Source organism: Nonomuraea dietziae (genome assembly GCF_014195505.1).
In the GTDB taxonomy this organism is placed as follows: domain Bacteria; phylum Actinomycetota; class Actinomycetes; order Streptosporangiales; family Streptosporangiaceae; genus Nonomuraea; species Nonomuraea roseola.
Genome location: NZ_JACIBV010000001.1, coordinates 8,489,155 through 8,511,821 on the forward strand (window position 1 = coordinate 8,489,155; position 22,667 = coordinate 8,511,821).

The window sequence follows — 22,667 nt, forward strand, 5'->3', positions numbered from 1 at the left end:
CGTTACCACGTAGAAACGGTGTTACCTCGATGACGGCTTACCAGCGGGCGCAAGAGGCGGGACAGGAGGCCGTGCGGGCCGCCATCCTGGACGCGGCCACCCACCTGCTCGTCACCGAGGGAGCGAGCGCGCTGACGGTTCGGGGCATCTCGGCCGCCGTCGGCTGCTCGACCAAGGTGATCTACACCCTGTTCGGCGGCAAGGACGGCCTGGTACAGGCGCTCTGGCTGGAGGGTTTCGCCAGGTTCGAACGCAGGCTCCTGGCCGCGAGCGACGACCCCGACCCTCTGGTCAGGCTGATGGAGTGCGGCACCGCCTACCGCGCCTACGCGCTGGCCGAACCCGACTACTACCGCGTGATGTTCGAGGGCGCCCTGCAGGGCTTCGTGCCGAGCAGCGAGGCCTTGGAGTGCTCGCGCAGGACCTTCGACATCCTCACCGCCCACGTCGCCGCCTGCCTCGAAGCGGGACGGCTGCGCGGCGGCACCGCCGAGGAGATCGCCGACCTGCTGTGGATGGCCTCGCACGGCGCCACCAGCCTCGAACTGTCGGGCCATCTCACTGGGGAGCAGGCCGAGCAGCGCCACAAGCTGCTCTGCCGCTCCCTCATCCGAGCCTTCCAGACCTCCGAGGAGAGGACACCCCCATGACCACGCCCTACCGCGACGGGTTCGCCCCGGTCACCGAGGAGATCACCGCCTTCGACCTGCCCGTCACAGGACGGATCCCCGCCGAGCTCAACGGCCGCTACCTGCGCAACGGCCCCAACCCCTTCGACCTCGACGACCCGAACGCCGCCCACCTGTTCCTCGGCGAGGGCATGGTCCACGGCGTACGGCTGCGCGACGGCAGAGCCGAGTGGTACCGCAACAGGTGGGTCCGCAACGCCGCGACGGCCCGCAGGCTGGGCGAGGAGCCGAGGAAGGGCGCCGTCCACGCCGACTTCGACTTCGCCCCCAACACGCACGTCATCGGCCACGCGGGCCGGACGTTCGCCACCGTGGAGGCGGGGGCCAGGCCGTACGAGCTGACCTACGAGCTCGACACGGTGGGCCCGTGCGACTTCGGCGGCACGCTGCCCGGAGGCTACGCCGCCCACACCAAGCTCGACCCGCGCACCGGCGAGCTGCACGCCGTCGCCTACTACTTCGGCTGGGACCACCACCAGCACGTCGTGCTCGACCCGCAGGGCAGGGTCAGCAGGACCACCGACATCCCGATCGCCGACGCCCCCATGGTGCACGACTTCGCGCTGACCCAGCGCTACGTGGTGATCTACGACCTGCCCGTCACCTTCAGCATGGACCACGCGGCCAAGGGGGCGCCGCTGCCGTACAGCTGGAACGACGAGCACCCCGCGCGCATAGGGCTGCTGCCCAGGGACGGCGGGCAGGTGCGCTGGCTGGAGGTGGAGCCGTGCTGGATCTTCCACACGCTCAACGCCTACGACGACGGCGACCAGGTGGTGATCGACGCCGTGCGCTATCCCAAGCGGTTCGTCGACGCCCGGCTCGACCTGGGCGGCCAGCCGACGCTCGACAGGTTCACCCTCGACACCGTCTCGGGCAAGGTCAGCGAGACCAGGCTCGACGACAGGGCGCAGGAGTTCCCGAGGGCCGACGAGCGGCTCACCTCGCTGCCCCACCGCTACGGCTACGCCGCCGCCTCCCACGACTACGTCGACGTCGCCTACCCCGGCGACACCGGCATCGAGGACCTGCCCGACGAGGCGTTCGGCAACGCGCTCATCAAGCACGACCTGCCACGCGGAGCCCAGGAGACCCGGACGTTCGGCAGAGGCTCGGCGGTGGGCGAGCCGGTGTTCGTCCCCTCGGAGGGCAGCGCGGCCGAGGACGACGGCTACGTGATGGCCTTCGTCAACGACCCGCGCAGGGGAGCGACCGACCTGGTGATCCTGTCCGCCCAGGACTTCAGGGGCGAGCCCGTCGCCACCGTCCACCTGCCCGCGCGGGTGCCGCTCGGCTTCCACGGCAGCTGGATCCCCGACACCGAAGGACAGTGAGAGACGCCCTCGGAGCTTCCCGACCGGCTCACGCCGGAGACCGGACGTCCGGCCGAGGGCAGGCCGGGCGTCCAATCCCGTGGTCCCAAGGCGGTAGCCTCTTGAGGTTGGGAAAACGTGAAAAGGGAGAAGGCCGTGAGCGGTCTGGTCGTCGCCATGGACGGTCCTTCGGGGTCGGGTAAGTCGAGCGCGTCGCGCGGGGTGGCCCGTGCGCTCGGTCTGCGCTACCTGGACACAGGGGCGATGTACCGCGCGATCACGTGGTGGATGCTCCAGCGGGGCGTCGACCTGTCCGACCAGGCGGCGATCGCCTCACGTGCGGGCGAGCCCGCGCTCGACTCGGGCACCGACCCCGACGCGCCCACCATCCACGTCGACGGCGTCGACGTGGCGGCCCCGATCAGGAGCCAGGAGGTGACCGCCGCAGTCTCGCTGGTGGCGGCCGTGCCCGAGGTGCGGGTCAGGCTCGTGGCGCTGCAGCGCGAGATCATCGGCTCGGGCGACATCGTGGTCGAAGGCCGCGACATCGGCACCGTGGTCGCCCCCGGCGCGACGCTCAAGGTCTACCTGACCGCGAGCGCCGAGGCCAGGGCCAGCCGCCGTACGGCGGAGCTGAACGGCACCGCGGAGCCGAACGGCACCACGGTCGAGGCGCAGCAGGCCGCGATGGCCAGGCGTGACACCCTCGACTCCACACGCAAGACCGACCCTCTCTCGATGGCGGATGGCGCCGTCGAGCTCGACACCACCGCGCTGAACCTGGAAGAGGTCATCGCGGAGGTGCTGAGGTTGATCACGGAGCGAAGGAGCTCGGCGGGAGAGAGCGAGGCTCGATCCGATGCCAACGAGCGCCGAAGCGGTCGCGACCATATACACGAGCGCGCCTGACGATCAGGTGCGGTACTCAAAGGAACGAAGAGAACAGTGACTACGGGGGAGTACGACGACGCCGGCTGGATCGAGGCCGAGCTCGCCGACATGGAGATCTCCACTGACGAGGAGGAGCACGAGGCGGTAGCCCTGCCCGTGCTCGCCGTCGTGGGGCGGCCGAACGTCGGCAAGTCGACGCTGGTCAATCGCATCATCGGCCGTCGCGAGGCGGTCGTCGAGGACGTGCCGGGCGTGACCCGCGACCGCGTCACCTACGACGCGACCTGGCGCGGGCGGCGCTTCACCGTCGTCGACACCGGCGGCTGGGACCCCGACGCGACGGGCATGAACCTGCGCATCGCCGAGCAGGCCCAGATCGCGGTCGAGCTGGCCGATGTGATCCTGTTCGTGGTCGACGCCGTCGTGGGCGCCACCGACGCCGACGAGATCGTCGGCGGCGTGCTGCGCTCCTCGGGCAAGCCGGTCATCCTGGCCGCCAACAAGGTCGACAACCAGCAGATGGAGCTCGAGGCGACGTCGCTGTGGTCGCTCGGCCTCGGCGAGCCCTACCCGGTCTCCGCGCTGCACGGCCGCTCCTCCGGGGACCTGCTCGACGTGGTCCTCGAGGCGCTGCCCGAGACACCCAAGCAGACCTTCGGCGAGGCCAAGGGCCCGCACAGGGTGGCGCTGCTCGGCAAGCCCAACGTCGGCAAGTCCTCCCTGCTGAACAAGCTGGCGGGCGAGGAGCGGGTGCTGGTCGACCCCATGGCGGGCACCACCCGCGACCCGGTCGACGAGCTGATCGACCTGGGCGGCACCACCTGGCGCTTCGTCGACACCGCGGGCATCCGCAGGCGCGACCGCGAGCTGCAGGGCGCCGACTTCTACGCCGCGATGCGCACCCGCGCCGCGCTGGAGAAGGCGGAGGTGGCGATCGTGCTGATCGACGCCAGCGAGCCGCTCACCGAACAGGACCTGCGCATCATCGGCCTGGTCATCGAGTCGGGCAGGGCGATGGTCGTCGCCTTCAACAAGTGGGACCTGGTCGACGAGGACCGGCGCTACTACCTGGAGAGGGAGATCGACAGGCAGCTCGTCCGCACCCCGTGGGCGCTGCGCGTCAACATCTCCGCCAAGACGGGCCGCCACATGGACCGTCTGGTGCCGGCGATCGAGAAGGCCCTCGACTCCTGGTCCACCCGGGTGCCGACGGCCAGGCTCAACGCCTTCCTCACCGAGCTGGTGCAGCAGACGCCGCCCCCCGTGCGCGGCGGCAAGCAGCCGAAGATCCTCTTCGCCACCCAGGCCTCGACCGAGCCGCCGAAGTTCGTGCTGTTCACCTCGGGCTGGCTGGAGGACACCTACCGGCGCTTCATCGAGCGCAGGATCCGCGAGGAGTTCGGGTTCGCGGGCTCGCCGATCGAGGTCACGATGAAGATCCGCGAGAAGCGGAAGGGCGGACAGGCGCCGAAGAAGTAGCCCTCACTCCGGGTGGTTGTGGCCGTCGAGGGCGAAGGGGCTGCGCACGCCGTCATAGGCGAGGTGCAGCGTCATTCCCTCGGCGGCGTGGGTGAGCTCGTGGCAGTGCGCCAGCCACACGCCGGGGTTGCCGGCTCTGAGCGCCACCTCCCACACCTCGCCGGGGCCGACGTCGAAGCTGTCCATCCAGATCGGCGCGGCCTTCACCCCGTCGCGTGAGAGCACCAGCACGTGGTGGCCGTGCGGGTGCATCGGGTGCGGCTCGCCGCCGCGGTTCACCACGGTGAAGCGGATCCACTCGCCCTGCTTCACCAGGGCGGGCGCCACCCTGGGCCAAACCTGTCCGTTGACGGTGTGTGACAGCCTGGGGACGCCGCCGCGCAGCGCGATCAGCCGGTCCAGCACCCAGGTGTAGGAGCGGTCGAAGCGCCGGGGCGCCTCGGTGCCGCCCGAGCCGTACCGGGTGATGTCGATCAGCGGACCAGCGGAGGGCGCGGGGGCGGCGCCCACACCCGGGGTCAGGAGCAGTCCCGCCGCGCCCGCCGACATCAGCACGGGGCGCGACGGCATGGTGAAGACCAGGTCGTAGCGGCCGCCCGCGGCCAGCTGGGCGCGCTCGTCCCGCAGGATGCGGCCGGTCACGGGCAGGCCGTCCACCGCCGCGATCCGGTACGGCACGCCGCTGACGCCCAGCGTGTGCGGGGCGTTGTCGGTGTTGGCCACCCGCAGCCGCACCGGCGTGCCGGGGGAGAGGGTCCTGGTGGCCAGGCCGTCGGCGGGAGGCGCGTCCGCGAGCGCCACCGTGAGGGCGCCGCCGAAGGTGTGCAGCGCGACGGGCTCGTCGAACCCCTCGGGGGTCACGGGGTCCACGGTGAACATGCCGAACAGCCCCGCCTGCAGGGCCCTGTTGGGCGTCTCGTGGGTGTGGTACCAGTAGCTGCCAGGCTGGTCGGCGCGGAAGCGGTAGACGAACTCGCCTCCCTCGCGCACCGCGTTCTGGGTGAGGCCGGGCACACCGTCCTCGCCGTTGGGCACGTGGTAGCCGTGCCAGTGCAGGGTGACACCCCTGTCGGGAAGCAGGCTGCGCAGGCGTACCTCGACCGTCTCGCCCTGCCGTACACGCAGGGGCGGGCCGGGGGAGCGGCCGTCGAAGGTCAGCGCCTCGACGCCGCGCCCGGAGGCGAGCTTGATCACGGCGGGCCTGGCGGTCAGCGTGAAGCGGCGCACGCGGGCGGCGTCGGCGGGCCCGCGTAGCGCGGTGACGTCCACGGAGCCGGCCGAGGCCAGCCGCAGCGACGAGGGAAGGCGGGCGTTCCACATCGACAGCCCGCTCCAGGCCAGCGCGGACAGCGCCACCACGGCTCCCGCCACGCGCCAGGCGCGCCCGGGAGGTCCTGTGCGGGTGAGCATCCGCCAGGTGGCCAGCGCTCCGCCGAGCACGGCCAGCGCCAGGACCACCGACAGGTACGGCGAGAGCGGATAGCCCATCCCCAGCGCGACGACCACCCCTGCCGCCGCCGCGTAGGCCGAGGTGAGCGGGAAGATCAGAGTGAGCGGGCCGAAGTGGCCGCGCAGCAGTCGCGGCAGCGAGAGCACGGCGGCGGCCAGCGCGGGCGGCAACAGCAGCGGCAGTGCCAGCAGCGCCTTCTCCGCGGCGAACCACCAGCCGTGCCCGGCGAGCGCCACGGTCGTGGCCAGCCTGCCCGCCGTCGCGAGCAGGGCGAGGGCCACCAGCGCCGCCGACCACCCGGCCGCGCGGCGGGCCGCGCCACGGCCTTCCCTGACGGCTGCGCGGAAGACCAGCAGGTGGCCTCCCGCAAAGCCCCACGAAACGGCGACCAGAATGACCAGGATCCGGTCGAGCGCGATCAGCGCTGCCGCGCTCACACCGTTTCGGTGGCCTGGTAGCCCGCCGCGTTCCTGGCGTGCGCCTGCGCGCCCCGCCACGCGGAGATGGCCGCGCCCAGCATCAGCACGCCGACGATGGCGTGGAAGCCCAGCACGTACAGGCTGCCGGGTGTGGTCCTCTCCATCGTCGCCCCAGCCAGCTCGGCCAGCGGGAACAGCACGAACATCTGGATCGCGACCAGCACGATCGGCGCCACGCACAGGCCGATCAGCCTGCCGGGCGCGCGGGCGACGGCCGCGACGATCGTGGCGATGAGCGAGACGGCGGGGATGACCATGAAGCCGTTCATGACGTGCCAGCCGATCGCCGCGGTCTCCGGGTCGGCCGGCTCGGGCGTCTCGAACGCGCCGTAGGTGGCCAGGTAGAACTGCAGCACCACGAGGGCGAGCTGGATCACGGTGAAGACGACCAGGACCTTGCGCATGTCGTGCTCCTCAGGGATCGGTGCTCCCCATGCTGAGCGCGGACCGGTCCTCGCGCATGAGTAGCCCCATACTCACCCGCTCTGTAACGCGTGTATGATCTGCGCCAACACGTCGAGGGAGACGAGTAACCCGGGCCTCGGAGGGCCGAGAGAGCCGCCGGAAGCTGTGAAGGCGGACCCGACGACCCGGGCGAAGACACTCCTGAGTGCGGGGAGGAAATGCCCCGCCGGTCTGACCTCCGTCACAGGGTCGTGTGAGGCCGTCCGCGAGGGCGGCGAAGGCGCGGTGGCACCGGGAGTCCCCTTCTCCCCCGCGTCCCCAAGGGATCATACGGCTCAAGGAGTTGTGATGATCTCTCGTGTCCTCTCGGCGGAGCTCGCGGAGCACGCCGGACAACGAGTGAAGGTCGCGGGGTGGGTTCACCGCCGTCGGCTGCTGAAATCGGTTTCCTTCCTCATCGTGCGCGACCGCACGGGCCTGACCCAGGCCGTCTGCTCGGGGGAACTTCCCGTCGAGGAGAGCGTGGTCGAGGTGACGGGCACCGTCACGCTCAGCCCGCAGGCGCCGGGCGGCGTCGAGCTGACCTCGCCCGAACTCGCCGTGCTGGCCGAGCCCGCGAAGGCGCCGCCCTTCGACCTCTACAGGCCCACGGTCCCCGCCGCGCTGCCCACGATCCTCGACCACGCGCCCGTGGCGCTGCGCCATCCCGCGCTGCGCGCGCCGTTCGAGATCGCCGCGGCGAGCGTCGCGGGGTTCAGGTCGGCGCTCGACGGCCTGGGCTTCACCGAGATCCACACGCCGAAGATCGTCGCCTCGGCCACGGAGTCGGGCGCCGACGTCTTCGGCATCGACTACTTCGGCAGGCCCGCCTATCTCGCGCAGTCGCCCCAGTTCTACAAGCAGGCGATGGTCGGGGTGTTCGAGCGGGTCTACGAGGTCGGCCCCGTCTTCCGCGCCGAGCCGCACGACACCGCCCGCCACCTGGCGCAGTACACCTCGCTCGACGCCGAACTGGGGTTCGTGCGCGACCACCGCGACGTCATGTCCGTGCTGAGGGAGACGCTCGCGGGAATGACCGAGGAGGTACGGCGCCGCGCGGCCCCCGCCCTCACCACCCTCGGCCTCACGCCGCCCGAGGTGCCGGAGGAGATCCCCTCGATCCACTTCACCGAGGCCCAGGAGATGACCGGCGAGGACGAGCTGGACCTGTCGCCCGCGCAGGAGCGGTGGCTGTCGGAGTGGGCGCGCAGGGAGCACGGCTCGGAGTTCCTGTTCGTCACGGGATACCCGATGGCCAAGCGCCCCTTCTACACCAGCCCCGACCCCGGAAGGCCAGGTCACTCCAACGGCTTCGACCTGCTGTTCAGAGGGCTGGAGCTGGTCACCGGCGGCCAGCGGCTGCATCGGTACGAGGACTACCTGGCGGTGCTGGGCGAGCGGACGGAGCCCTACGAGGGGTACCTGTCGGCCTTCGCGCACGGCATGCCGCCGCACGGCGGCTTCGCGATCGGCCTGGAGCGATGGACCTCCAGGCTGACCGGGGCCGCCAACGTCAGGTCGGCGACGCTGTTCCCTCGCGACCTGCACCGCCTGGCGCCCTGACCAGGAGGGCGACCGCCGCGCCGAGCGCGCACAGCGCGGCGGTCGCCACGAACATCTCGGTGTACTCCACCCGCAGCGCCGCCCGCACCTGCTCGGTGTAGGCGGCCAGCTGCCTGGCGTAGGTGGCCGCGTCGACGCCGACGGGCAGCGGGGTGTCGAGGTCGGCGGTGAGCGACTGGAAGCGGTAGAAGCCCCACGCCGACACCGCCGCGATGCCGATCAGCATGCCCATCATCCTGGCCACCACGACCGCCGCCGAGGCGACGCCGTGCTGGGCGGCGGGCATGACGCGCAGCGCGGCCGAGGAGACGGGCGCGATCACCAGGCCGAGCCCGGCCCCCGCGACCACCAGGTCGAGCGGGCCCGTCAGCGAACCCGACAGCAGCCAGAAGCCCGCCGTGGCCACAGCGAAGCCCGCCACCATGACGGGCGGCTCGCCGTACCGGCTGGTGAGCGGGCCGCCCAGCAGCGCGCCGGCGACGAGCGCGCCGAGGAACCAGGCCAGGGTGAGCGCGCCGCCCAGCGCGTCGGCGCCGAACAACGTCTGCGCGGACAGCTGCACGAAGACCATCGTGACCAGCAGCGCGGCGCCCGACAGGAAGCTGACGCCGAGCGTGGCCAGCAGCGGCCTCTTGGGCAGGCCCGTGAGGTCGAGCAGGCGGACGGGCGAGCGGATCTCCCACCACACGAACGCCGCCGCCACGACCAGCCCCGCGCCGACCAGCGGCAAGCCCCACGGGGGCAGCACGGCCTTGGCGGGATCGGGGTTGTACAGGCCGACGACCAGCAGGCCGAGCGAGAGGGCCAGCAGCGCGCCGCCTGTCACGCCGACCCTGCCCTCTCTGACGGGGGAGGAGGGGACGGTCCGCTGCACGGCGTACGCCGCGAGGGCCGCCAGCGGCACGTTGAGCCAGAAGATGGCGTGCCAGCCGCCCAGCTCCACACCGGCCAGCTGGAAGGCGGGCAACAGCGCCACGACGGCGCCGTACAGCGGGCCGAGGGCGCTGCCGAGCTCCTGGGCGGCTCCCACCGCGCCCAGCGCGACGGGCCGCTCGCGGTCCTGCCACAGGTCGCCGACCAGCGCCATCGTGATCGGCAGCAGCGCGCCGCCCGCGACGCCCTGCACGGTACGGCCGGCCACGACCATGGGCAGGGAGACGGCCAGCGCGGTCAGGACCGAGCCGAGAGCGAACAGGGCGAGGCAGACGTGGATGAGGGGACGCCTGCCGTACCGGTCGGACAGCTGGCCGAGCAGGGGCATCGCGGCCACGTAGCCCAGGAGGAACCCGGTGACCACGGGCGTGACGCGCTCCAGGCGGTTGACGGGGACGCCGACGTCCTGGGCGATGCCGATCAGGACGGTGACGACCACGTAGGCGTCGAGCGCGGCCAGCAGGACGGCGGTGCCGCCCACCCCGAGCGCGACGCTGCGGCGCAGGCTCATCCGGCGGGAGGGGTGACGGTGACGGGCGCGTCGTAGTCGGTCAGCGTCACGGTGACCGAGCCGCCCTCGAGCGGGAGGGTGATCCTGTTGAGCCGGTGGGAGGCCGCGTCGACCCAGAGCTTGCCGTTGATGTCGGTGGTGACACCGGGGATGAGCGTGCCCATCGTCTTGCCGGGGAAGGTGGCCGCGACCCGGTAGGAGCCGTCCTCCTCAGCCTCGGTGACCGGCTTGACCAGCCCGCGCAGCAGGGTCGAGACGCCCTTGTCCGGATGCAGGAGCGTGGAGGGGTCGTAGCCGACCCCCGCCATGAGCGCCTGCTTGGGCAGCGTCTGGAAGCCGCCCGTCAAGCCCTTGAAGTGGACGGTTTCGCCGATCATGGCGAAGCTGAACTCCTGGAGGCTGCCGAAGATCGAGATCTGGAGGGTCCCGTCGGCGTCGCCCTTGGCGGTGAGCCTGCCGTCGGCCTTCTTGAGCTGGAGCTTCGGCGCGCCGTCCGTCGTGATCGCGAACGACGCGCTCGTGACCGCCTTCATCGCCTCGGCGGACTTGGTGACCAGCTCGGGGCCCTGTGGCAGGGCCTTCTGGCTGGAGCAGGCCGTCACCGCCAGCGCGAGGACGACGGGGAGGAGCTTTCGCGGCATGCCCGGATCGTAGCGCTCAGCGGACGCTCTTGAGGTGTTCGAGTATGGGAGTGTAGGCCCGCTCCAGCGCTTCGAGCTGGTCGTCGGTCAGCAGATCCACGAAATGGTCGCGGACGCTGGCCACATGATGCGGGGCGACCCGCTGCATCGTCGCCCACCCCTCGTCGGTCAGCACGGCGAAGGTGCCGCGCCGGTCGTCGGCGCAGTCCTCCCTGGACACCAGCCCCGCCGCCTCCATGCGGGAGATCTGGTGAGACAGGCGGCTGCGCGACTGGATCGTGGCGTCGGCCAGGTCGCTCATCCTCATGCGCTTGTCGGGGCTCTCCGACAGGTTCACGAGAATCTCGTAGTCGTTCAGGGACAGACCGAACTCGTGCAGCTCCCTGTCGAGGCGGTGCGACAGGAGCTTGTGCACGGCGAGGTGGGCACGCCAGGCGCGCTGCTCTGTCGTGGTAAGCCAGCGGGGCGTGCTCATGATCTCAACTTACCTCTCAAGCGACCTGGACGACCTCGTCGAAGTCCGGACGGCGCCGGCGGGGGAGGTGCGCGTGCTGCTCGGCGCGCCTGCCGACGTCCGCCACGGCGACGGCCACATGGTCGCCCTCCGGCAAGAACTCCTCGCCGGTTTCCCCTATTCCGCCACGTAGAGTGATCTGTCATGGCGGAGGAGTCCATGGGGACGGTCGTCGTCGCCGGTCTCGCCAACCTGGCCATCGCGGCGGCCAAGCTGGTGGCGGGCCTGGTCGGCGGCTCGGCCGCGATGCTCTCCGAGGCGGCGCACTCGGCCGCCGACACCGTGACAGAGGTGCTGCTGCTGGTGGCCGTACGGCGCGGCGGAAAACCTGCCGACCGCCGCCACCCCTTCGGCTACGGCAAGGCGGGGTTCGTCTGGGCGCTGATGGCCGCCGGCGCCACCCTGGTGGGCGGGGCGGGCTTCTCCATCACCCACGGCTTCCACACGATCTCCCACGGGGAGAACCTGTCCGACCTCACGCTGTCCTACCTCGTGCTGGCCGTCTCGTTCGTCATCGAGGCCGTCTCGTGGCGCAAGGCGATGTCGCAGGTGCGCGCCGAGGCGGGGTGGCTGGGGGTCAGCCGGCGCGCCTACGTCGCGCGCACGTCGGACACCGCGCTGAAGGCGGTGCTGTTCGAGGACTCCGCGGCGCTGGCGGGGCTGGTGATCGCGGCCCTCGGGCTGCTCGGCGCGCAGCTGACGGGCAACCCTGCGTGGGACGGCGTGGCCTCGGTGGTGATCGGCGTGCTGCTGCTGGCGATCGCGCTCAACCTGATCGCGGCCAACGTGTCGCTGCTGATCGGGCAGGCCGCCCCGCGCGGGATGGAGACGCGGATCAGGGCGACGCTGCTGGCTCAGCCCGAGGTCGAGGACGTGGTGGAGCTGCTGACCATGATGCTAGGGCCGGGGCGGCTCATGGTGGCCGCGAAGATCGACTCTAGGGACGAGGCGAGCGCGGCCGGCCTGGAGATCGCCTGCGACGAGGTGGACAGGCGCCTGCGCGAACGCTACCCCGGCATCGTCCAGGTCTTCCTGGACCCGACGCCCACGCGCGCCGACAGGAGAGGCGAGTGACGGCGGAACGGGCCTTCTAGGCGTAGAAGTGCATGACGACCGCCAACCCCACGAAGTGCATCAGCACCACGGCGGCGATCAGGAAGACGAAGACGAACTTGGCCGGACCGTGTTCGAAGTGCTTGCCCTCTTCGAGAGGCTTGCGCTGGGCCACGCGGTCGGCGATGCGCTCCTCGAGCGGCTTCTTGTAGAACACGCCTTTATCCTACCGTCGCCCACCTGGCAAAACGGTCGGTGACAATCGTCACAAGCACCCCCTCGGCGGTCGTCAGCTCCAGGAAGTGACGGCCCTGCCACTCGAACCTGGGCCCCTCTCCCACCTGCGCGAGGTCCACCTCGCGCAGCCGGTCGAGGGTCAGCTCGCCGCGCTTGATCAGCGCCTCCTTGCGCGCCCACAGCCTGATCAGCCCGGCGTTGTCCGTGACCGTGGCCCGCTCGCCCGCGGTCAGCGCCTGACCCGCCAGGCCCTCGTCCAGCGGCCCGGGGGGCACCAGCTCGGCGTCCACGCCGACCCTGCCGTGGCCGACGGCCGCGCACACGTAGCCGCGCGTGTGGCTGAGGCTGACGCCCAGCTCGGGCGCCTGCTCCAGGTACGGCCTGCCGTGCCCCTGGCCATGCACCTCGCAGTGCTGCAGCAGTGTGACCTTCTCGGGTGGCAGGCCGAGGTAGGCGGCGGCGCAGTGCCGTACGAGCAGGTGGGCGGCGACGAACGCCGCGCGGTCGGCCTCGCGCAGGAACCTGGCGGCCCGCTCCCGCTCGACGCCGGTCAGCCACTCCTGCGAGCCGCCGACCTCGTCAACCTTGCCCCCCATAGCGACTGGATCATGCATTTGCCCAGATTAGAGGTCATCATCGAACTTGTCAGGGCATGGGCGGATCATGAGTGTCTTGGGGAAAGCGGTGCCGCTGGGCGCGGCTCTCGCTGTGCTCTGCGCGGGGCCCGCACTGGCCGAGCTGAAGGCGGGCGACTCGGGCGCCGGGGTACGGCAGATGCAGGACAGGCTGCACGAGCTCGGCTACTTCGTGGGCGCGAGGGGAGGGACCTACGGCCCGCTCACCGTCCAGGCCGTCTACGCGCTGCAGAAGGCGGCGGGCATCGAGCGCACGGGCGTCTTCGACCGGCGCACCAGGCAGGCGGCGAGCAAGGGCGTCCTCCCCAGGCCGCGCACCCTGCCAGGACGTCAGGTGCAGGTCGACCTCAGGCGCCAGCTGCTCATGGTCACCCGCGACGGTCAGGTGCAGCTGGTGGTCAACGCCTCCACCGGCTCCTCCGCCACCCCCACCCCTGCGGGCGCGTTCAGGGTCACCAGGCAGATCGACGGGATCCGCAGGGCCGAGCTCGGCTCGCTCTACCGGCCCAAGTACTTCGTCGGCGGCATCGCCGTCCACGGATCGGCCTCGATCCCGCCCTATCCCGCCTCGCACGGTTGCGTCAGGGTGAGCAACGCGGCCATGGACCACCTGTGGCGCGACAGGCGGATGCCGGTCGGCGGCAGGGTCGTGGTGTTCTAGTCGTCCTTGCCGAGCTTGGTCTCGGTCTCCTTGGCGGCGCCGAGCACGGTCACGTCGCTGACCTTCCAGACGCCCTTCTGCTTGATCATGACGAGCTTGAGGTGGGTGCCGAGGACGTTGCGCACCGCCTCCTTGCTGGTGACCTGCTGGTCGACCGAGATCAGCGCCTTGGCGCTCACCTCGTCGACCTCCGACAGGTAGACCTCGCGGACCGTCGCCTTGGAGACCGCCTCCAGCTTGATGATCACCTGCTCCATCGGGCCGCCGAACGCCTCGTCGTAGGTGGCGAGGAAGTCGCCCGCCGTCATCGCGATGACCTGGCCGCGGGTGGTCTGCAGGTCCTTGTAGTCGTAGCTGAGCAGGGTGGTGGCGAAGGCGCCTGCCGCGCCTGACACCTCCAGACGCAGCTGACGGTCGTGCTCCAGCGGGGCGAGCTGCCCCTGCAGGCGGTCGGCGGTGAGCCACTGCACGACGGCCGCGCCGCCGGTGGCGGCCAGGACCAGCGCCAGCACCGCCCCCACCGCCACCCCCCGCCAGCGCGCCCCCTTCGCCCCGACGGTACGGCCGGCGCCGCCCTCGGCCTCGGACGCCTCGGCCTGCTCCTCCGCTCGAGCCTGCGCCTGCTCCTCCGCTCGAGCCTGAGCCTCGGCCCGCTCCTCCGCTCGAGCCTGCGCCTGGTCCTTCGCCGGTTCCTCGGCGCGCTCGTCCGCCCGCTCCTTCGCCCGAGCTTCGGCCTGCTCCTCGGCCCGGGTCTCAGGCACGGACTCGGTCTCGGCCCGGGTCTCGGGCTCGGGCTCGGTCTCGGCCCGGGTCTCGGGCTCGGGCTCGGGTTTGGTGTCGGGCTTCGGCTCGGCTGCGAGGGTGGTGTCCTCGACGAGGCCCTGTTCGGTGGTCATGTGTTACTCCGTTCCACGGCGGCGGGAGGAGCGCCCCACCGCGATCCAGCCCAGCACGCCGCCGCTGACGACGACGGCCAGGAGGATGGCGATGACGAGCGGCGTGAGGTCTTGGGGCGTGCCCGAGGCCGAGGCGGACGTCGTGGCGTCGGCGCCCGGCGTGGCCGCCTGCGCCTCCTTGTCGGAGGAGGCGTCGTCGGGCTCAGCGGCCGCCTCGGGATCCTCGCGGTCGGCGGTGGCCGCGGGGTCATCGGGGTCGGGCGCGTCCGCGGGGTGCGGGCCCCTGTCGGCCTCGAAGTCGACCGTGCGCACAGGGGCGTGCTTCGGGCACTCCAGCAGCGGCGCCATCTTCGGCGGCCCGATCGGGCCCTCGTACTCCTCAGCCGGCTGAGGGCCGCCTGGCACGCTGAAGACGAAGGTGGTCCTGCCGTACACCGTGCCGTCGGGCCGCTTGTCGCTGATGTCGTCGGCCAGGCTGAGCGCGGTCGGCACCACGCTGAGCAGGTGGTGGGTGTTCCGCTCGGTCTCGGACGAGAAGGCGGGCCTGTGCGGAAGTCCCGCGGCCGTCAGCGCGCAGGACAGCCCCGGTCTCGCCGTCCTGATCAGCGTGTCGATCTGTCCGAAGACCCCGGGTCCGTGGTCGAGGAAGGCGTTGAGCTCCTTGCGCGACTCACGCAGCGAGCCCGTCACCGACGACAGGTCGGTGATGCCCGCCGCCAGCTTGTCCCTGCGCCCCGCCAGCGTGCCGGTGAGCCGGGTCAGCTGCACCGCCAGCTCGTCGAGGGTCCTGGAGTTGTCGGCGAGGGTGTCGGTGAGGTCGTGCGCGTCGTCGATGATGCCCCTGATCGAGGGCGCGCGGCCGTCGAGCGCGACCGCCAGCTCGTGGGTGATCGTCTTGGCGTCCTTGGGCGGCACCGCGTTGAGCAGCTTGCCCACGCCCTCGAACAGCTTCTTGTAGTCGAGCGGCACCGTGGTGCTGGTCAGCGGGATTATGTCGCCGGGGGCGAGGAAGGGCCCGTTCACGCCCTTCTCGGGCGGGGAGAGCTCCACGTACGGCTCGCCGATGGCCGACTTGCGGCGCACCTCGGCCGTGCTGGCCTTGGGCAACCTGACCTCCCTGTCGAGGTCGAGCCCGACGACGACCTTGCCAGGCGCCAGCCGTACGTCGCCGATCCTGCCGACGCGGACGCCCAGGTAGGCGACGTCGAAGCCGCGCACCAGACCGGGGGAGGAGGCGAACTCGGCCGAGACCCGGTAGGGCTGGGAGATCACGTCGAGCTTGATGATCGTGGTGAACGCCCAGATCGTCATCACGACGCCGAGCAGGGCGAAGAAGACGAGGTTGAGATAGATGCGGGGCCTCATCGCGGCGGCTCCCAGAGCAGGCGGAAGTCGTCCCTGCGGTTGGGCTGCGGACCTGGATCGACGTCAGGCCTGTTCGGGATGAGGCCCCTGTTCTCCGGCAGCAGCAGGCCCTTCAGCCAGATGTAGATGAGCACCTGGCCGTTGACCGTGATCGGGGGGAGGTCGATGTAGGCCTGCATTCTGGTGACCAGCGTCTTCAGGTCCTCCTTGCCGCGCAGCATCGACACGCTGATGGCGTCCAGCTCACGCAGCAGCGTACGCAGCCTGGCCGCGTGACGGGGGTAGACCGTGACATTCGCCTCCTTGGCCAGCTTCGTGAGCGCGACGATCGCCTTCTTGATGTGCTTGCGGCCGTGCTTCACCCGCTCCGTCGCGGCGACGAGCGTGCCGGGCAGCCTGTCGAGGTCCTTGCTGCCCTTGGCGAGCCGGTCGCCGAGCTTGGCCAGGCCGTCTATGGTGCCCGCGATCTCCGCCCTGGCGGCCGCGTAGCTGTCGGTGACCTGCGCGGTCTGCCTGATCAGCGTGTTGACGTCGCCGCCCTTGCCCGCGAAGGCGGTGGAGGCGGCCTCCAGGATGGCGTTGACGTCCTGCGCGCCGAGCGCCTCGATCAGCGGGCCCGCCTTCGCGGTGACCTGCTCGATGTCGGGTTCGACGCTGGTGTCGGTGATCGTCGCGCCGTCCGGCAGGAACGGCCCCGTGGCCAGGTCCTTGCCCTTGGGCAGGGTGAGCAGGACGTAGTTCTCGCCCAGGATCGAGGTCTTGGCCACCGTCGCGCTGGTGCCGGCGGGGACGCGCTTGTCCTGCTGGATGGCCATCGTCACCCTGGCCCTGTAGCCCTCGAGCCGCACGTCGGTCACGCTGCCCACCCGCACGTCGGAGATCTGCACGCTGTGGCCCACCACCAGGCTCTGCACGTCGGAGAAGGTCGCCGACAGCGTCAGCTCGCCCTGTGTCGCGCCCACCGTCTGCAGCGTGCAGCCCGAGGTGGCCATGACCAGGGCGAGGGCGGCGTGTGCGGCTCTCATCGCCGCTCCCGCTCGTAGGGGCAGTTGCTCAGGCCGCCGCCCAGGCACTTCAGCCTGGGCAGGTTGAGCGAGTCGAACAGCGGGGCCAGCCACGCGCGGGTCATCGCGTTGAGCACCACCCTGATCTTGAGCACGTGCTGCTCCTTGTCCCAGGCGTCGATGATCACATCGGCGAAGTCGGCGGCACCCTTGATCGTCTGGGCCATCTGCTCGCTGTTGGCGCGCACGGTGAGGACCATCTCCGACAGCGTGGCCACGCCTTGGGGGAGGCGCTCCTGGTAGGCCTCGATGAGCACGTCGCCGCGCCGTACGAACTGGGCCATGCCGGAGATGAACCCGCGCAGCCGCCGGCGCTCCTCCGCCAGCGTGGCGCTGGCCTCGGCGAAGGCGTCGATCGTCTTGGTGACCTGGCCCTCGCGCCTGTTGAGGCTGGTGGCGAGCCTGTTGAGACCCTTGGCCAGGTCGATGAGCTGCTGGTCCTGGGCGGCGAGGGTGTCGGTGAGCCTGGCGGTGTCGGCGAGCGCGTTGTTGATCGTCTTGCCCCTGCCTCTCACCCCGTCGGCGAGGTCGCCGGCCACGTCGCCGAGCTGGTCGGAGTCGAGGGCGTCGGTCAGCCTGGTGAAGGCGTCGAGGGCGTCGTCGATCTCGACGGGCAGGTCGGTGCGTCCCAGGGGGATGACGGCGCCGGGGGCGATCTTCGGCTGGCCCGGCTTCCACGGCGGGTAGAGGACGACGTTGCGCTCACCGAGGGTGTTCTGCGGGGCGACGACGGCCTTGACGTCGGCGGGCAGGGGGATCTCCGGGTAGACGGCCAGGTCGACGCGGACCCTGTCGCCTTCGATGGTGATCTTCTCGACGGTGCCCGCGTCGAGGCCCATGACCTTGATCTTGGCCTGCTCGTAGAGGCTGGGCGCCTTGGTGAAGATCGCGGTGAGGCGGTAGGGGGCGGGGCCGAGCAGCGAGCACCCGCCGGTGGCGGCGAGCACGGCGATCACGAGCAGCACCCCCACCGCCCGCCGCACCGCCCCACCCCGCGCTCGTGTGGCCCCTCTGAGCCACGCGGTCGTCCGGCGGGACGGGGCGCAGGGAGGGTCGGTGGCGTCGGGTCGCGGAGGGGTCATCGGTCGTTCTTCCTGTCCTTGGCGATCGCGGCCAGCACCTCAGGGTTGATCGGCCCGAGCCCCGTGGCGATGGCCTCGATCCACGGCCCCTGGCCGCCCATCGTGGCAAGCCCCGCGAACGTGGGCCCCGCCCAGCCCAGGACCGCGTTGAACTCCTCCCTGCTGCCCGTCAGCTTCGTGGTGATCGCGCTGGTGTTGTCGAGCGTGTCCACCAGGCTCTTCTCGTGCTCCACGATGAGTTCGGTGGTGCTGGAGACCAGGTCGCTGCCCGATCCGAGGAGGGTGCGCAGCTCGTTGCGGCGCGAGCGCAGCTCGTCCAGCATGATCTCGATGGCGTCGATGAGCCGCCCGATCTGCTTGTCCTTCTTCTCCAGGACGTCCATGATCCTGGAGCCGTTGTCGAGCAGCTTCTGCAGGTCGGGCTCGCTCTTGCTGATCGTGTCGGACAGTTCGCCGATGTTCTTCAGCAGCCGCGTCACGCGCCCCCGCTTGCCCAGGTCCACCTTCCCCAGCTCGGTGAGCAGCTTGTCGACCGCCTTGGTGTCGAGCTTGTTCACCAGCCGGGTCGCGTCCTTGAGCGCGTCGTTGATCAGGACGGGGGTCCCCGTGCGCTCGACGGGGATCATCCGCTGCCCCTCGGGGAGCTGGTCGATGTACGGCGCCGCCACCGGCCCCGTCAGCTTGACGTAGCGGCCGCCCAGCAGGTTGGAGAGGGTGATGTCGGCCCTGGTCTGACGGCCCAGCCGTACCTCGCTCTCGACCTTCCACGTGACGACCACGTGGCCCTGCGCGTAGTCGGGCCGTACCTCGGTCACCTCGCCCACGCGCACGCCCGCCACCCGCACGTCGTTGCCCGTCCTCAGCCCGCCGGAGTCGACGAAGATCCCCGACATGTGGTAGCCGCCCTCGAACAGGCCGAGGGTGCCGATCAGGAACGTGCCCACGAACAGCGAGCCGAGGACGCCGAGGGAGACGAGGCCCACGACGATCCTGTTGCGGTCGCGAAAGGACTTCAGCGGCATCATTCACCCACCATGAGCCTGCGCAGGTCCTTGGAGCTCTGGACCTTCAGGCTCTCGCGCAACGGCGGCGGCGACTCCATGGGGTAGGGGCACGGCGAGGGTCCCAGCGCCAGGCACGGGACGGCCGAGATGAAGTAGTGGCCGCGGTTGACGCTGGAGTAGGCCCTGCTGAACAGCGGCCGGATCGTGTTCACCGTCTTGTCGATCCTGTCGACGTTGCGCCTGACGCCGCCGGTGAGCCTGGCCAGGCCGTCGGTGACCCTGCCGAGCTCGTCGGCGTTCCTGCCGAGCACCTGGTCGGCGACGTCGAAGGTGGCCGACAGCTCCACGAGCGAGTCGTCGACGAGTTTGCGGTTGTCGGCGAACGACTCCGACAGCGTGACGAGGTTGTCCACCAGCTGGGCGATCTGCTTGTCGCGCCTGGCGACCACCTCCGTCACCGTGCCGTAGTCCTTGAGCAGCTGCCTGATGAGCTCCTTGCGCTGGTTGACCGTGCCGGTGATGTCGTTGACGTTGTCGAGCAGGCGCGGGATGTTCTTGTCGTTGCCCTCCAGCGCCCTGCCCGCCGCCGTGAGCAGCTGGTTGATCTGTTCGGGGTCGAGGCTCCTGGTCAGCGGCCCCAGATCGCTCACTAGCTCGCCGATGTCGACGACGGAGGCCGTCCTGGCGATGCGGGCGCCCGGCGCGAGCTTGTCGGGGGCGCTTCCCGGCAGCAGGTAGACCACGCGCTGGCCGACGGCGTTGCGCCACCTGATCGCGGCCTCGCTGTCGGAGGGGATCCGCACCGCCTCCTGGACCTCCAGCGTCACCTCCGCCCTGCCGTTCACGACCTCGATGGAGCGCACCTGGCCGACGGGAGCACCGGCGATCTTGACCTGGTCGCCCTCCATCAGCCCCGAGACGTCGTCGAAGGTGGCCACGAGGGCGTATCCGGCGCCGGTGCTGACCCTGGCGATCTGCAGGCCGAGGAAGACGATCAGCGAGGCGGTGACGGCGAAGAACAGGCCGAAGCGCAGCAGCGTCCAGCGGCGCGCCACGCGCTCCCTGGAGACGGCCATCTCATCTCCTCCCGTCGGTGGGGCCGCAGGCGCCGACGATGAGCTCGCAGATGTCGGTCGCGACGAACGCCTCCACCTGCAACTGGCGGCTGCCGTCGGGTCCTGGGGTCTCGATGAGCTTGTTGAGCAGGTCGACCAGCTTGGTCACCCCGCGCACGCCGTCGCCCGCCAGGCCCAGCTGCGCGTAGATGAGCGCGGCCACCCGCTCGGCCGAGTGGACGCCCTCCCGCAGGTTGTGGCGGTGCTTGCGCAGGCCGTGGGCGCTCAGCTCGGAGATGTCGGTGATCTGGTCGAGCAGGACGCGCACCTTCTCGGCCCGTTCGAGCAGGTCGGGGGTGATGGTGTTGACGTCGGAGGCGATCGAGACGATCTCGTCGCCCTTGTCGGCGAGGCTGGCCGACAGGGCGGCGGCGTCGCCGAGGAAGCGCCTGGCGCGCTCGCGGTGCCTGTGCGCGACTCCGACCACGGTGCCGGCGTCGTCGATCAGCTCCCGCATCGTGGCGCCCCTGCCCTCCAGCCCCTTGGCGATCGTGTGCACGATGACGGTGACCTCGCGCGGGTCCACCGCGTCCAGGCCCCTGTAGGCGGCGCCGAGCGAGTCGGACAGGTCCAGCGCCTCCTCGGTGTCGGTGATGATCGCGCCCGCCCCGAGGTAGGGGCCGCGCGCCTCGCCCGAGCCCGGCCGCAGGTCGATGAACTTGGGCCCGAACACCGAGGTCGGCTCGATGGAGGCGACCGTCGTCTGCGGCAGCCGCACACCCGGCTGGATGTGCATGGTGATGACCGCTCTGCCCCGGGGGTCGAGGCCCACCTCCGACACGTCGCCCACGGTGATGCCGCGGATCTTGACGGGGGAGTTGGTGTCCAGACCCTGGCCCGCCCTGTCGAACACCGCCTGGATCCTGGTGCCGCTCACCTCGGTGACGCTGCGCACGAGGAAGAAGCCGGTGGCGACCAGCAGCAGCACGACGGCCAGCGCGACGGCCATGCGGACAGGAAGGGACAGCTCGTTACGGCCCACGCCTCACCCCGTCAGCTTCACGCCGCTGCCGTCCCCCCAGAACAGGAACGACAGCAGCAGGTTGAGCAGGACGATCGTGACGATCGACTGGCGGATCGCGCGCCCCGCGGCCACGCCCACGCCGACGGGACCGCCGGTGGCGTAGAAGCCGTAGTAGCAGTGGATGACGATGACCACGAAGGCGAAGACCGCGACCTTGATCACGCTGTAGACGATGTCGCTGACCGGCAGGCCGATGTAGAAGTAGTAGTCGTAGACGCCCGGCGCCATCCCGAACAGCATCGTGCACATCAGCCTGGTGGCGAAGAAGCTGGCGAACAGCGCGATCAGGTAGATCGGCAGCAGCGCGATGAGCGCGGCCACCACCCGGGTGCAGATGAGGTAGGTGAAGGCGTTGATGCCCATCACCTCCAGCGCGTCGATCTCCTCCGAGATGCGCATCGCGCCGAGCTCGGCGGTGAAGGACGAGCCGACCTGCGCCGCCAGCGCGACGGCGGCGATGATCGGGGTGATCTCGCGGACGTTGGCGAAGCTGCCGACCAGGCCCATGAACGATTCGGCGCCGATCGCCTGCAGGCCCTGGTAACCCTGCAGGCCCACGGTCGCGCCCACGACGAAGGCCATCGTGAACACCACGAAGATCATGCCGCCGCCCACGACGGTCGCGCCCACGCCGACGACGACGTCGCTGACCTGCCGCATGACGACCTTGAAGTACTTCAGGCGCAGGATGACGTCGCGGACGGAGTAGAACAGCACCTTCCAGATGAACAGCGGCCAGTCGGCGAGGCCCGCGAAGCGCTCGCCCCACTCCCTGCCCGCCCCCGCCAGCCTGAGGCCCGCCGTACGGGTGGCCATCACAGCACCTTCGGCGGGAAGGCGAGGAAGTAGATCGCGGTGATCACGTAGTTCATCGCGAAGACCAGCATGAACGTCACGACGGTGGCCTTGTTCACCGCGCGGCCCACGCCCACGGGGCTGGTGGCGCAGGTCATGCCCATGTAGCAGGAGACGGCCGCGGCGATGAAGCCGAAGATCCACGCCTTGAACAGCGTCACGATGAGGTCCGTGGTCACCACCAGCGACAGCGCGCCGTCGAAGTAGGCCCCGGGGGTGACGCCCTGGATGATCACGTTGAAGAAGTAGCCGCCCGCCGCGCCCGCCACGATCACCAGCGGGGCCAGGCACACCGCCACCGTGCTGGCCGCCCACATGCGCGGGGTGACCAGGCGGTGGATCGGGTTGACCGCCATGACCTCCATCGCGGCCAGTTCGTCGCGGATGTGGCGGGCGCCGATGTCGGAGGTCATGGCGCTGCCGCCCGCGCCCGCGATGAGCAGCGCGCTGGCCATCGGCGCGACCTCGCGCACCAGGCCCACGAAGACCGCGCTGCCTGTCGCCGAGGAGGCGCCGAGCTGCCAGGCCAGCTCGCCCACCTGGAGGGCCACGGTGGCGCCGAGAGGCAGGGAGACCAGGAGCACGGGGACGCTGGTCACGCGGGCCAGGAACCAGCACTGGGCGACGAACTCCCACCACCAGGTCCTGATGTCCCAGGTACGGCGCAGGCCCTCGAGGACGATCACGAACAGCTCGCCCACCTGGCCCAGCACGCCTCCGGCCTTACGGCCCACGTACCCGGTCAGCGCCATGACCACCTCGTAAGGCT

Annotated in this window: 24 protein-coding genes; 8 read left to right on the plus strand and 16 right to left on the minus strand. The window is 70.8% G+C overall.

Annotation, left to right across the window (positions count from 1 at the left end; all coding sequences use genetic code 11):
* Window positions 1-29 precede the first annotated feature (29 nt).
* The 4 genes from FHR33_RS40340 to der all read left to right on the plus strand — a co-directional run bounded on the left by FHR33_RS40340 (window position 30) and on the right by der (window position 4,372).
* A complete protein-coding gene (locus FHR33_RS40340) occupies window positions 30-650 on the plus strand; it encodes a TetR/AcrR family transcriptional regulator (RefSeq protein ID WP_183659273.1) in 621 nt (206 codons plus the stop codon).
* Window positions 647-2,023, plus strand: a complete 1,377-nt coding sequence (locus FHR33_RS40345) for a carotenoid oxygenase family protein (protein ID WP_183659275.1) — start codon at window positions 647-649, stop codon at window positions 2,021-2,023. The genes FHR33_RS40340 and FHR33_RS40345 overlap by 4 nt, the downstream gene beginning before the upstream one ends.
* A gap of 135 nt (window positions 2,024-2,158) precedes the next feature.
* On the plus strand, window positions 2,159-2,911 hold the full coding sequence (gene cmk, locus FHR33_RS40350; protein ID WP_312895958.1) for a (d)CMP kinase: 753 nt from the start codon (window positions 2,159-2,161) through the stop codon (window positions 2,909-2,911).
* 36 nt (window positions 2,912-2,947) lie between these two features.
* Entirely contained in the window at window positions 2,948-4,372 is a 1,425-nt protein-coding gene (gene der, locus FHR33_RS40355; protein ID WP_183659277.1) for a ribosome biogenesis GTPase Der, read from the plus strand.
* Window positions 4,373-4,375: 3 nt separating this feature from the next.
* Here der and FHR33_RS40360 read toward each other — a convergent pair whose 3' ends face one another.
* Window positions 4,376-6,259 carry a multicopper oxidase family protein gene (locus FHR33_RS40360; RefSeq protein WP_183659279.1) on the minus strand — a complete coding sequence of 628 codons (1,884 nt, stop codon included), beginning with the start codon at window positions 6,257-6,259 and terminating at the stop codon, window positions 4,376-4,378.
* Window positions 6,256-6,705, minus strand: coding sequence for a DUF6220 domain-containing protein (locus tag FHR33_RS40365; protein ID WP_183659281.1), 450 nt, complete (start codon window positions 6,703-6,705; stop codon window positions 6,256-6,258). Before FHR33_RS40365 ends, FHR33_RS40360 begins: the two co-directional genes overlap by 4 nt.
* Before the next feature lie 349 nt (window positions 6,706-7,054).
* Here FHR33_RS40365 and aspS point away from each other — a divergent pair, with 349 nt between their 5' ends.
* Window positions 7,055-8,308: an aspartate--tRNA(Asn) ligase gene (gene aspS / locus FHR33_RS40370; protein ID WP_183659283.1), complete on the plus strand. Its 1,254-nt coding sequence runs from the start codon at window positions 7,055-7,057 to the stop codon at window positions 8,306-8,308.
* On the opposite strand, the gene FHR33_RS40375 is transcribed toward aspS, so the two are convergent.
* From FHR33_RS40375 to FHR33_RS40385, 3 genes are read right to left on the minus strand one after another with little or no spacing between them, the layout of a single operon-like run.
* Window positions 8,259-9,752 carry an MFS transporter gene (locus FHR33_RS40375; protein WP_183659285.1) on the minus strand — a complete coding sequence of 498 codons (1,494 nt, stop codon included), beginning with the start codon at window positions 9,750-9,752 and terminating at the stop codon, window positions 8,259-8,261. The genes aspS and FHR33_RS40375 overlap by 50 nt on opposite strands.
* Window positions 9,749-10,393, minus strand: a complete 645-nt coding sequence (locus FHR33_RS40380) for an LppX_LprAFG lipoprotein (RefSeq protein ID WP_183659287.1) — start codon at window positions 10,391-10,393, stop codon at window positions 9,749-9,751. Before FHR33_RS40380 ends, FHR33_RS40375 begins: the two co-directional genes overlap by 4 nt.
* 16 nt (window positions 10,394-10,409) lie before the next feature.
* Window positions 10,410-10,868: a MarR family winged helix-turn-helix transcriptional regulator gene (locus tag FHR33_RS40385; protein ID WP_183659289.1), complete on the minus strand. Its 459-nt coding sequence runs from the start codon at window positions 10,866-10,868 to the stop codon at window positions 10,410-10,412.
* Here FHR33_RS40385 and FHR33_RS40390 point away from each other — a divergent pair.
* Entirely contained in the window at window positions 10,867-11,040 is a 174-nt protein-coding gene (locus FHR33_RS40390) for a hypothetical protein (protein ID WP_183659291.1), read from the plus strand. The genes FHR33_RS40385 and FHR33_RS40390 overlap by 2 nt on opposite strands.
* Window positions 11,041-11,051: 11 nt before the next feature.
* Window positions 11,052-11,981, plus strand: a complete 930-nt coding sequence (locus tag FHR33_RS40395) for a cation diffusion facilitator family transporter (protein WP_183659293.1) — start codon at window positions 11,052-11,054, stop codon at window positions 11,979-11,981.
* 16 nt (window positions 11,982-11,997) lie between these two features.
* Here the strand turns inward: FHR33_RS40395 and FHR33_RS40400 are convergent, their stop codons facing one another.
* Together FHR33_RS40400 and FHR33_RS40405 are read right to left on the minus strand one after the other, a co-directional pair.
* A complete protein-coding gene (locus tag FHR33_RS40400) occupies window positions 11,998-12,177 on the minus strand; it encodes a hypothetical protein (RefSeq protein ID WP_183659295.1) in 180 nt (59 codons plus the stop codon).
* Window positions 12,178-12,181: 4 nt separating this feature from the next.
* Complete coding sequence (locus FHR33_RS40405) at window positions 12,182-12,793, minus strand: 4'-phosphopantetheinyl transferase family protein (RefSeq protein ID WP_183659297.1); 612 nt, start codon at window positions 12,791-12,793, stop codon at window positions 12,182-12,184.
* A 67-nt stretch (window positions 12,794-12,860) separates the two neighbouring features.
* Here FHR33_RS40405 and FHR33_RS40410 point away from each other — a divergent pair, with 67 nt between their 5' ends.
* Complete coding sequence (locus FHR33_RS40410; protein WP_183659299.1) at window positions 12,861-13,493, plus strand: L,D-transpeptidase family protein; 633 nt, start codon at window positions 12,861-12,863, stop codon at window positions 13,491-13,493.
* Here the strand turns inward: FHR33_RS40410 and FHR33_RS40415 are convergent.
* The 9 genes from FHR33_RS40415 to FHR33_RS40455 all read right to left on the minus strand — a co-directional run bounded on the left by FHR33_RS40415 (window position 13,490) and on the right by FHR33_RS40455 (window position 22,650).
* Window positions 13,490-14,389: a hypothetical protein gene (locus FHR33_RS40415; RefSeq protein ID WP_183659301.1), complete on the minus strand. Its 900-nt coding sequence runs from the start codon at window positions 14,387-14,389 to the stop codon at window positions 13,490-13,492. The genes FHR33_RS40410 and FHR33_RS40415 overlap by 4 nt on opposite strands.
* Window positions 14,390-14,392: 3 nt before the next feature.
* Window positions 14,393-15,754 (minus strand): MlaD family protein, encoded by a 1,362-nt coding sequence (locus tag FHR33_RS40420; protein WP_183659303.1) that lies wholly within the window; start codon window positions 15,752-15,754, stop codon window positions 14,393-14,395.
* On the minus strand, window positions 15,751-16,779 hold the full coding sequence (locus FHR33_RS40425; protein ID WP_183659305.1) for an MCE family protein: 1,029 nt from the start codon (window positions 16,777-16,779) through the stop codon (window positions 15,751-15,753). Before FHR33_RS40425 ends, FHR33_RS40420 begins: the two co-directional genes overlap by 4 nt.
* Window positions 16,776-17,801, minus strand: coding sequence for an MCE family protein (locus FHR33_RS40430; protein WP_312895959.1), 1,026 nt, complete (start codon window positions 17,799-17,801; stop codon window positions 16,776-16,778). The genes FHR33_RS40425 and FHR33_RS40430 overlap by 4 nt, the downstream gene beginning before the upstream one ends.
* Before the next feature lie 95 nt (window positions 17,802-17,896).
* Entirely contained in the window at window positions 17,897-18,925 is a 1,029-nt protein-coding gene (locus FHR33_RS40435; RefSeq protein WP_246452330.1) for an MCE family protein, read from the minus strand.
* Window positions 18,922-19,980, minus strand: coding sequence for an MCE family protein (locus FHR33_RS40440; RefSeq protein WP_183659309.1), 1,059 nt, complete (start codon window positions 19,978-19,980; stop codon window positions 18,922-18,924). Before FHR33_RS40440 ends, FHR33_RS40435 begins: the two co-directional genes overlap by 4 nt.
* Window position 19,981: 1 nt before the next feature.
* Complete coding sequence (locus FHR33_RS40445; RefSeq protein WP_183659311.1) at window positions 19,982-21,001, minus strand: MlaD family protein; 1,020 nt, start codon at window positions 20,999-21,001, stop codon at window positions 19,982-19,984.
* A 3-nt stretch (window positions 21,002-21,004) separates the two neighbouring features.
* On the minus strand, window positions 21,005-21,859 hold the full coding sequence (locus FHR33_RS40450; protein WP_183659313.1) for an ABC transporter permease: 855 nt from the start codon (window positions 21,857-21,859) through the stop codon (window positions 21,005-21,007).
* Complete coding sequence (locus FHR33_RS40455; RefSeq protein ID WP_183659315.1) at window positions 21,859-22,650, minus strand: MlaE family ABC transporter permease; 792 nt, start codon at window positions 22,648-22,650, stop codon at window positions 21,859-21,861. Before FHR33_RS40455 ends, FHR33_RS40450 begins: the two co-directional genes overlap by 1 nt.
* Between the last annotated feature and the right edge of the window lie 17 nt (window positions 22,651-22,667).

What these genes read in the sequence shown, in the direction of transcription:
- FHR33_RS40340 (WP_183659273.1), top strand. Translation starts at nt 30, where the DNA reads ATGACGGCTTACCAGCGGGCGCAAGAGGCGGGACAGGAGGCCGTGCGG.
- FHR33_RS40345 (WP_183659275.1), top strand. Translation starts at nt 647, where the DNA reads ATGACCACGCCCTACCGCGACGGGTTCGCCCCGGTCACCGAGGAGATC.
- FHR33_RS40365 (WP_183659281.1), bottom strand. Translation starts at nt 6,705, where the DNA reads ATGCGCAAGGTCCTGGTCGTCTTCACCGTGATCCAGCTCGCCCTCGTG.
- aspS (WP_183659283.1), top strand. Translation starts at nt 7,055, where the DNA reads ATGATCTCTCGTGTCCTCTCGGCGGAGCTCGCGGAGCACGCCGGACAA.
- FHR33_RS40375 (WP_183659285.1), bottom strand. Translation starts at nt 9,752, where the DNA reads ATGAGCCTGCGCCGCAGCGTCGCGCTCGGGGTGGGCGGCACCGCCGTC.
- FHR33_RS40380 (WP_183659287.1), bottom strand. Translation starts at nt 10,393, where the DNA reads ATGCCGCGAAAGCTCCTCCCCGTCGTCCTCGCGCTGGCGGTGACGGCC.
- FHR33_RS40390 (WP_183659291.1), top strand. Translation starts at nt 10,867, where the DNA reads ATGATCTCAACTTACCTCTCAAGCGACCTGGACGACCTCGTCGAAGTC.
- FHR33_RS40385 (WP_183659289.1), bottom strand. Translation starts at nt 10,868, where the DNA reads ATGAGCACGCCCCGCTGGCTTACCACGACAGAGCAGCGCGCCTGGCGT.
- FHR33_RS40395 (WP_183659293.1), top strand. Translation starts at nt 11,052, where the DNA reads ATGGCGGAGGAGTCCATGGGGACGGTCGTCGTCGCCGGTCTCGCCAAC.
- FHR33_RS40405 (WP_183659297.1), bottom strand. Translation starts at nt 12,793, where the DNA reads ATGGGGGGCAAGGTTGACGAGGTCGGCGGCTCGCAGGAGTGGCTGACC.
- FHR33_RS40410 (WP_183659299.1), top strand. Translation starts at nt 12,861, where the DNA reads ATGAGTGTCTTGGGGAAAGCGGTGCCGCTGGGCGCGGCTCTCGCTGTG.
- FHR33_RS40415 (WP_183659301.1), bottom strand. Translation starts at nt 14,389, where the DNA reads ATGACCACCGAACAGGGCCTCGTCGAGGACACCACCCTCGCAGCCGAG.
- FHR33_RS40420 (WP_183659303.1), bottom strand. Translation starts at nt 15,754, where the DNA reads ATGAGGCCCCGCATCTATCTCAACCTCGTCTTCTTCGCCCTGCTCGGC.
- FHR33_RS40425 (WP_183659305.1), bottom strand. Translation starts at nt 16,779, where the DNA reads ATGAGAGCCGCACACGCCGCCCTCGCCCTGGTCATGGCCACCTCGGGC.
- FHR33_RS40435 (WP_246452330.1), bottom strand. Translation starts at nt 18,925, where the DNA reads ATGATGCCGCTGAAGTCCTTTCGCGACCGCAACAGGATCGTCGTGGGC.
- FHR33_RS40440 (WP_183659309.1), bottom strand. Translation starts at nt 19,980, where the DNA reads ATGGCCGTCTCCAGGGAGCGCGTGGCGCGCCGCTGGACGCTGCTGCGC.
- FHR33_RS40450 (WP_183659313.1), bottom strand. Translation starts at nt 21,859, where the DNA reads ATGGCCACCCGTACGGCGGGCCTCAGGCTGGCGGGGGCGGGCAGGGAG.
- FHR33_RS40455 (WP_183659315.1), bottom strand. Translation starts at nt 22,650, where the DNA reads ATGGCGCTGACCGGGTACGTGGGCCGTAAGGCCGGAGGCGTGCTGGGC.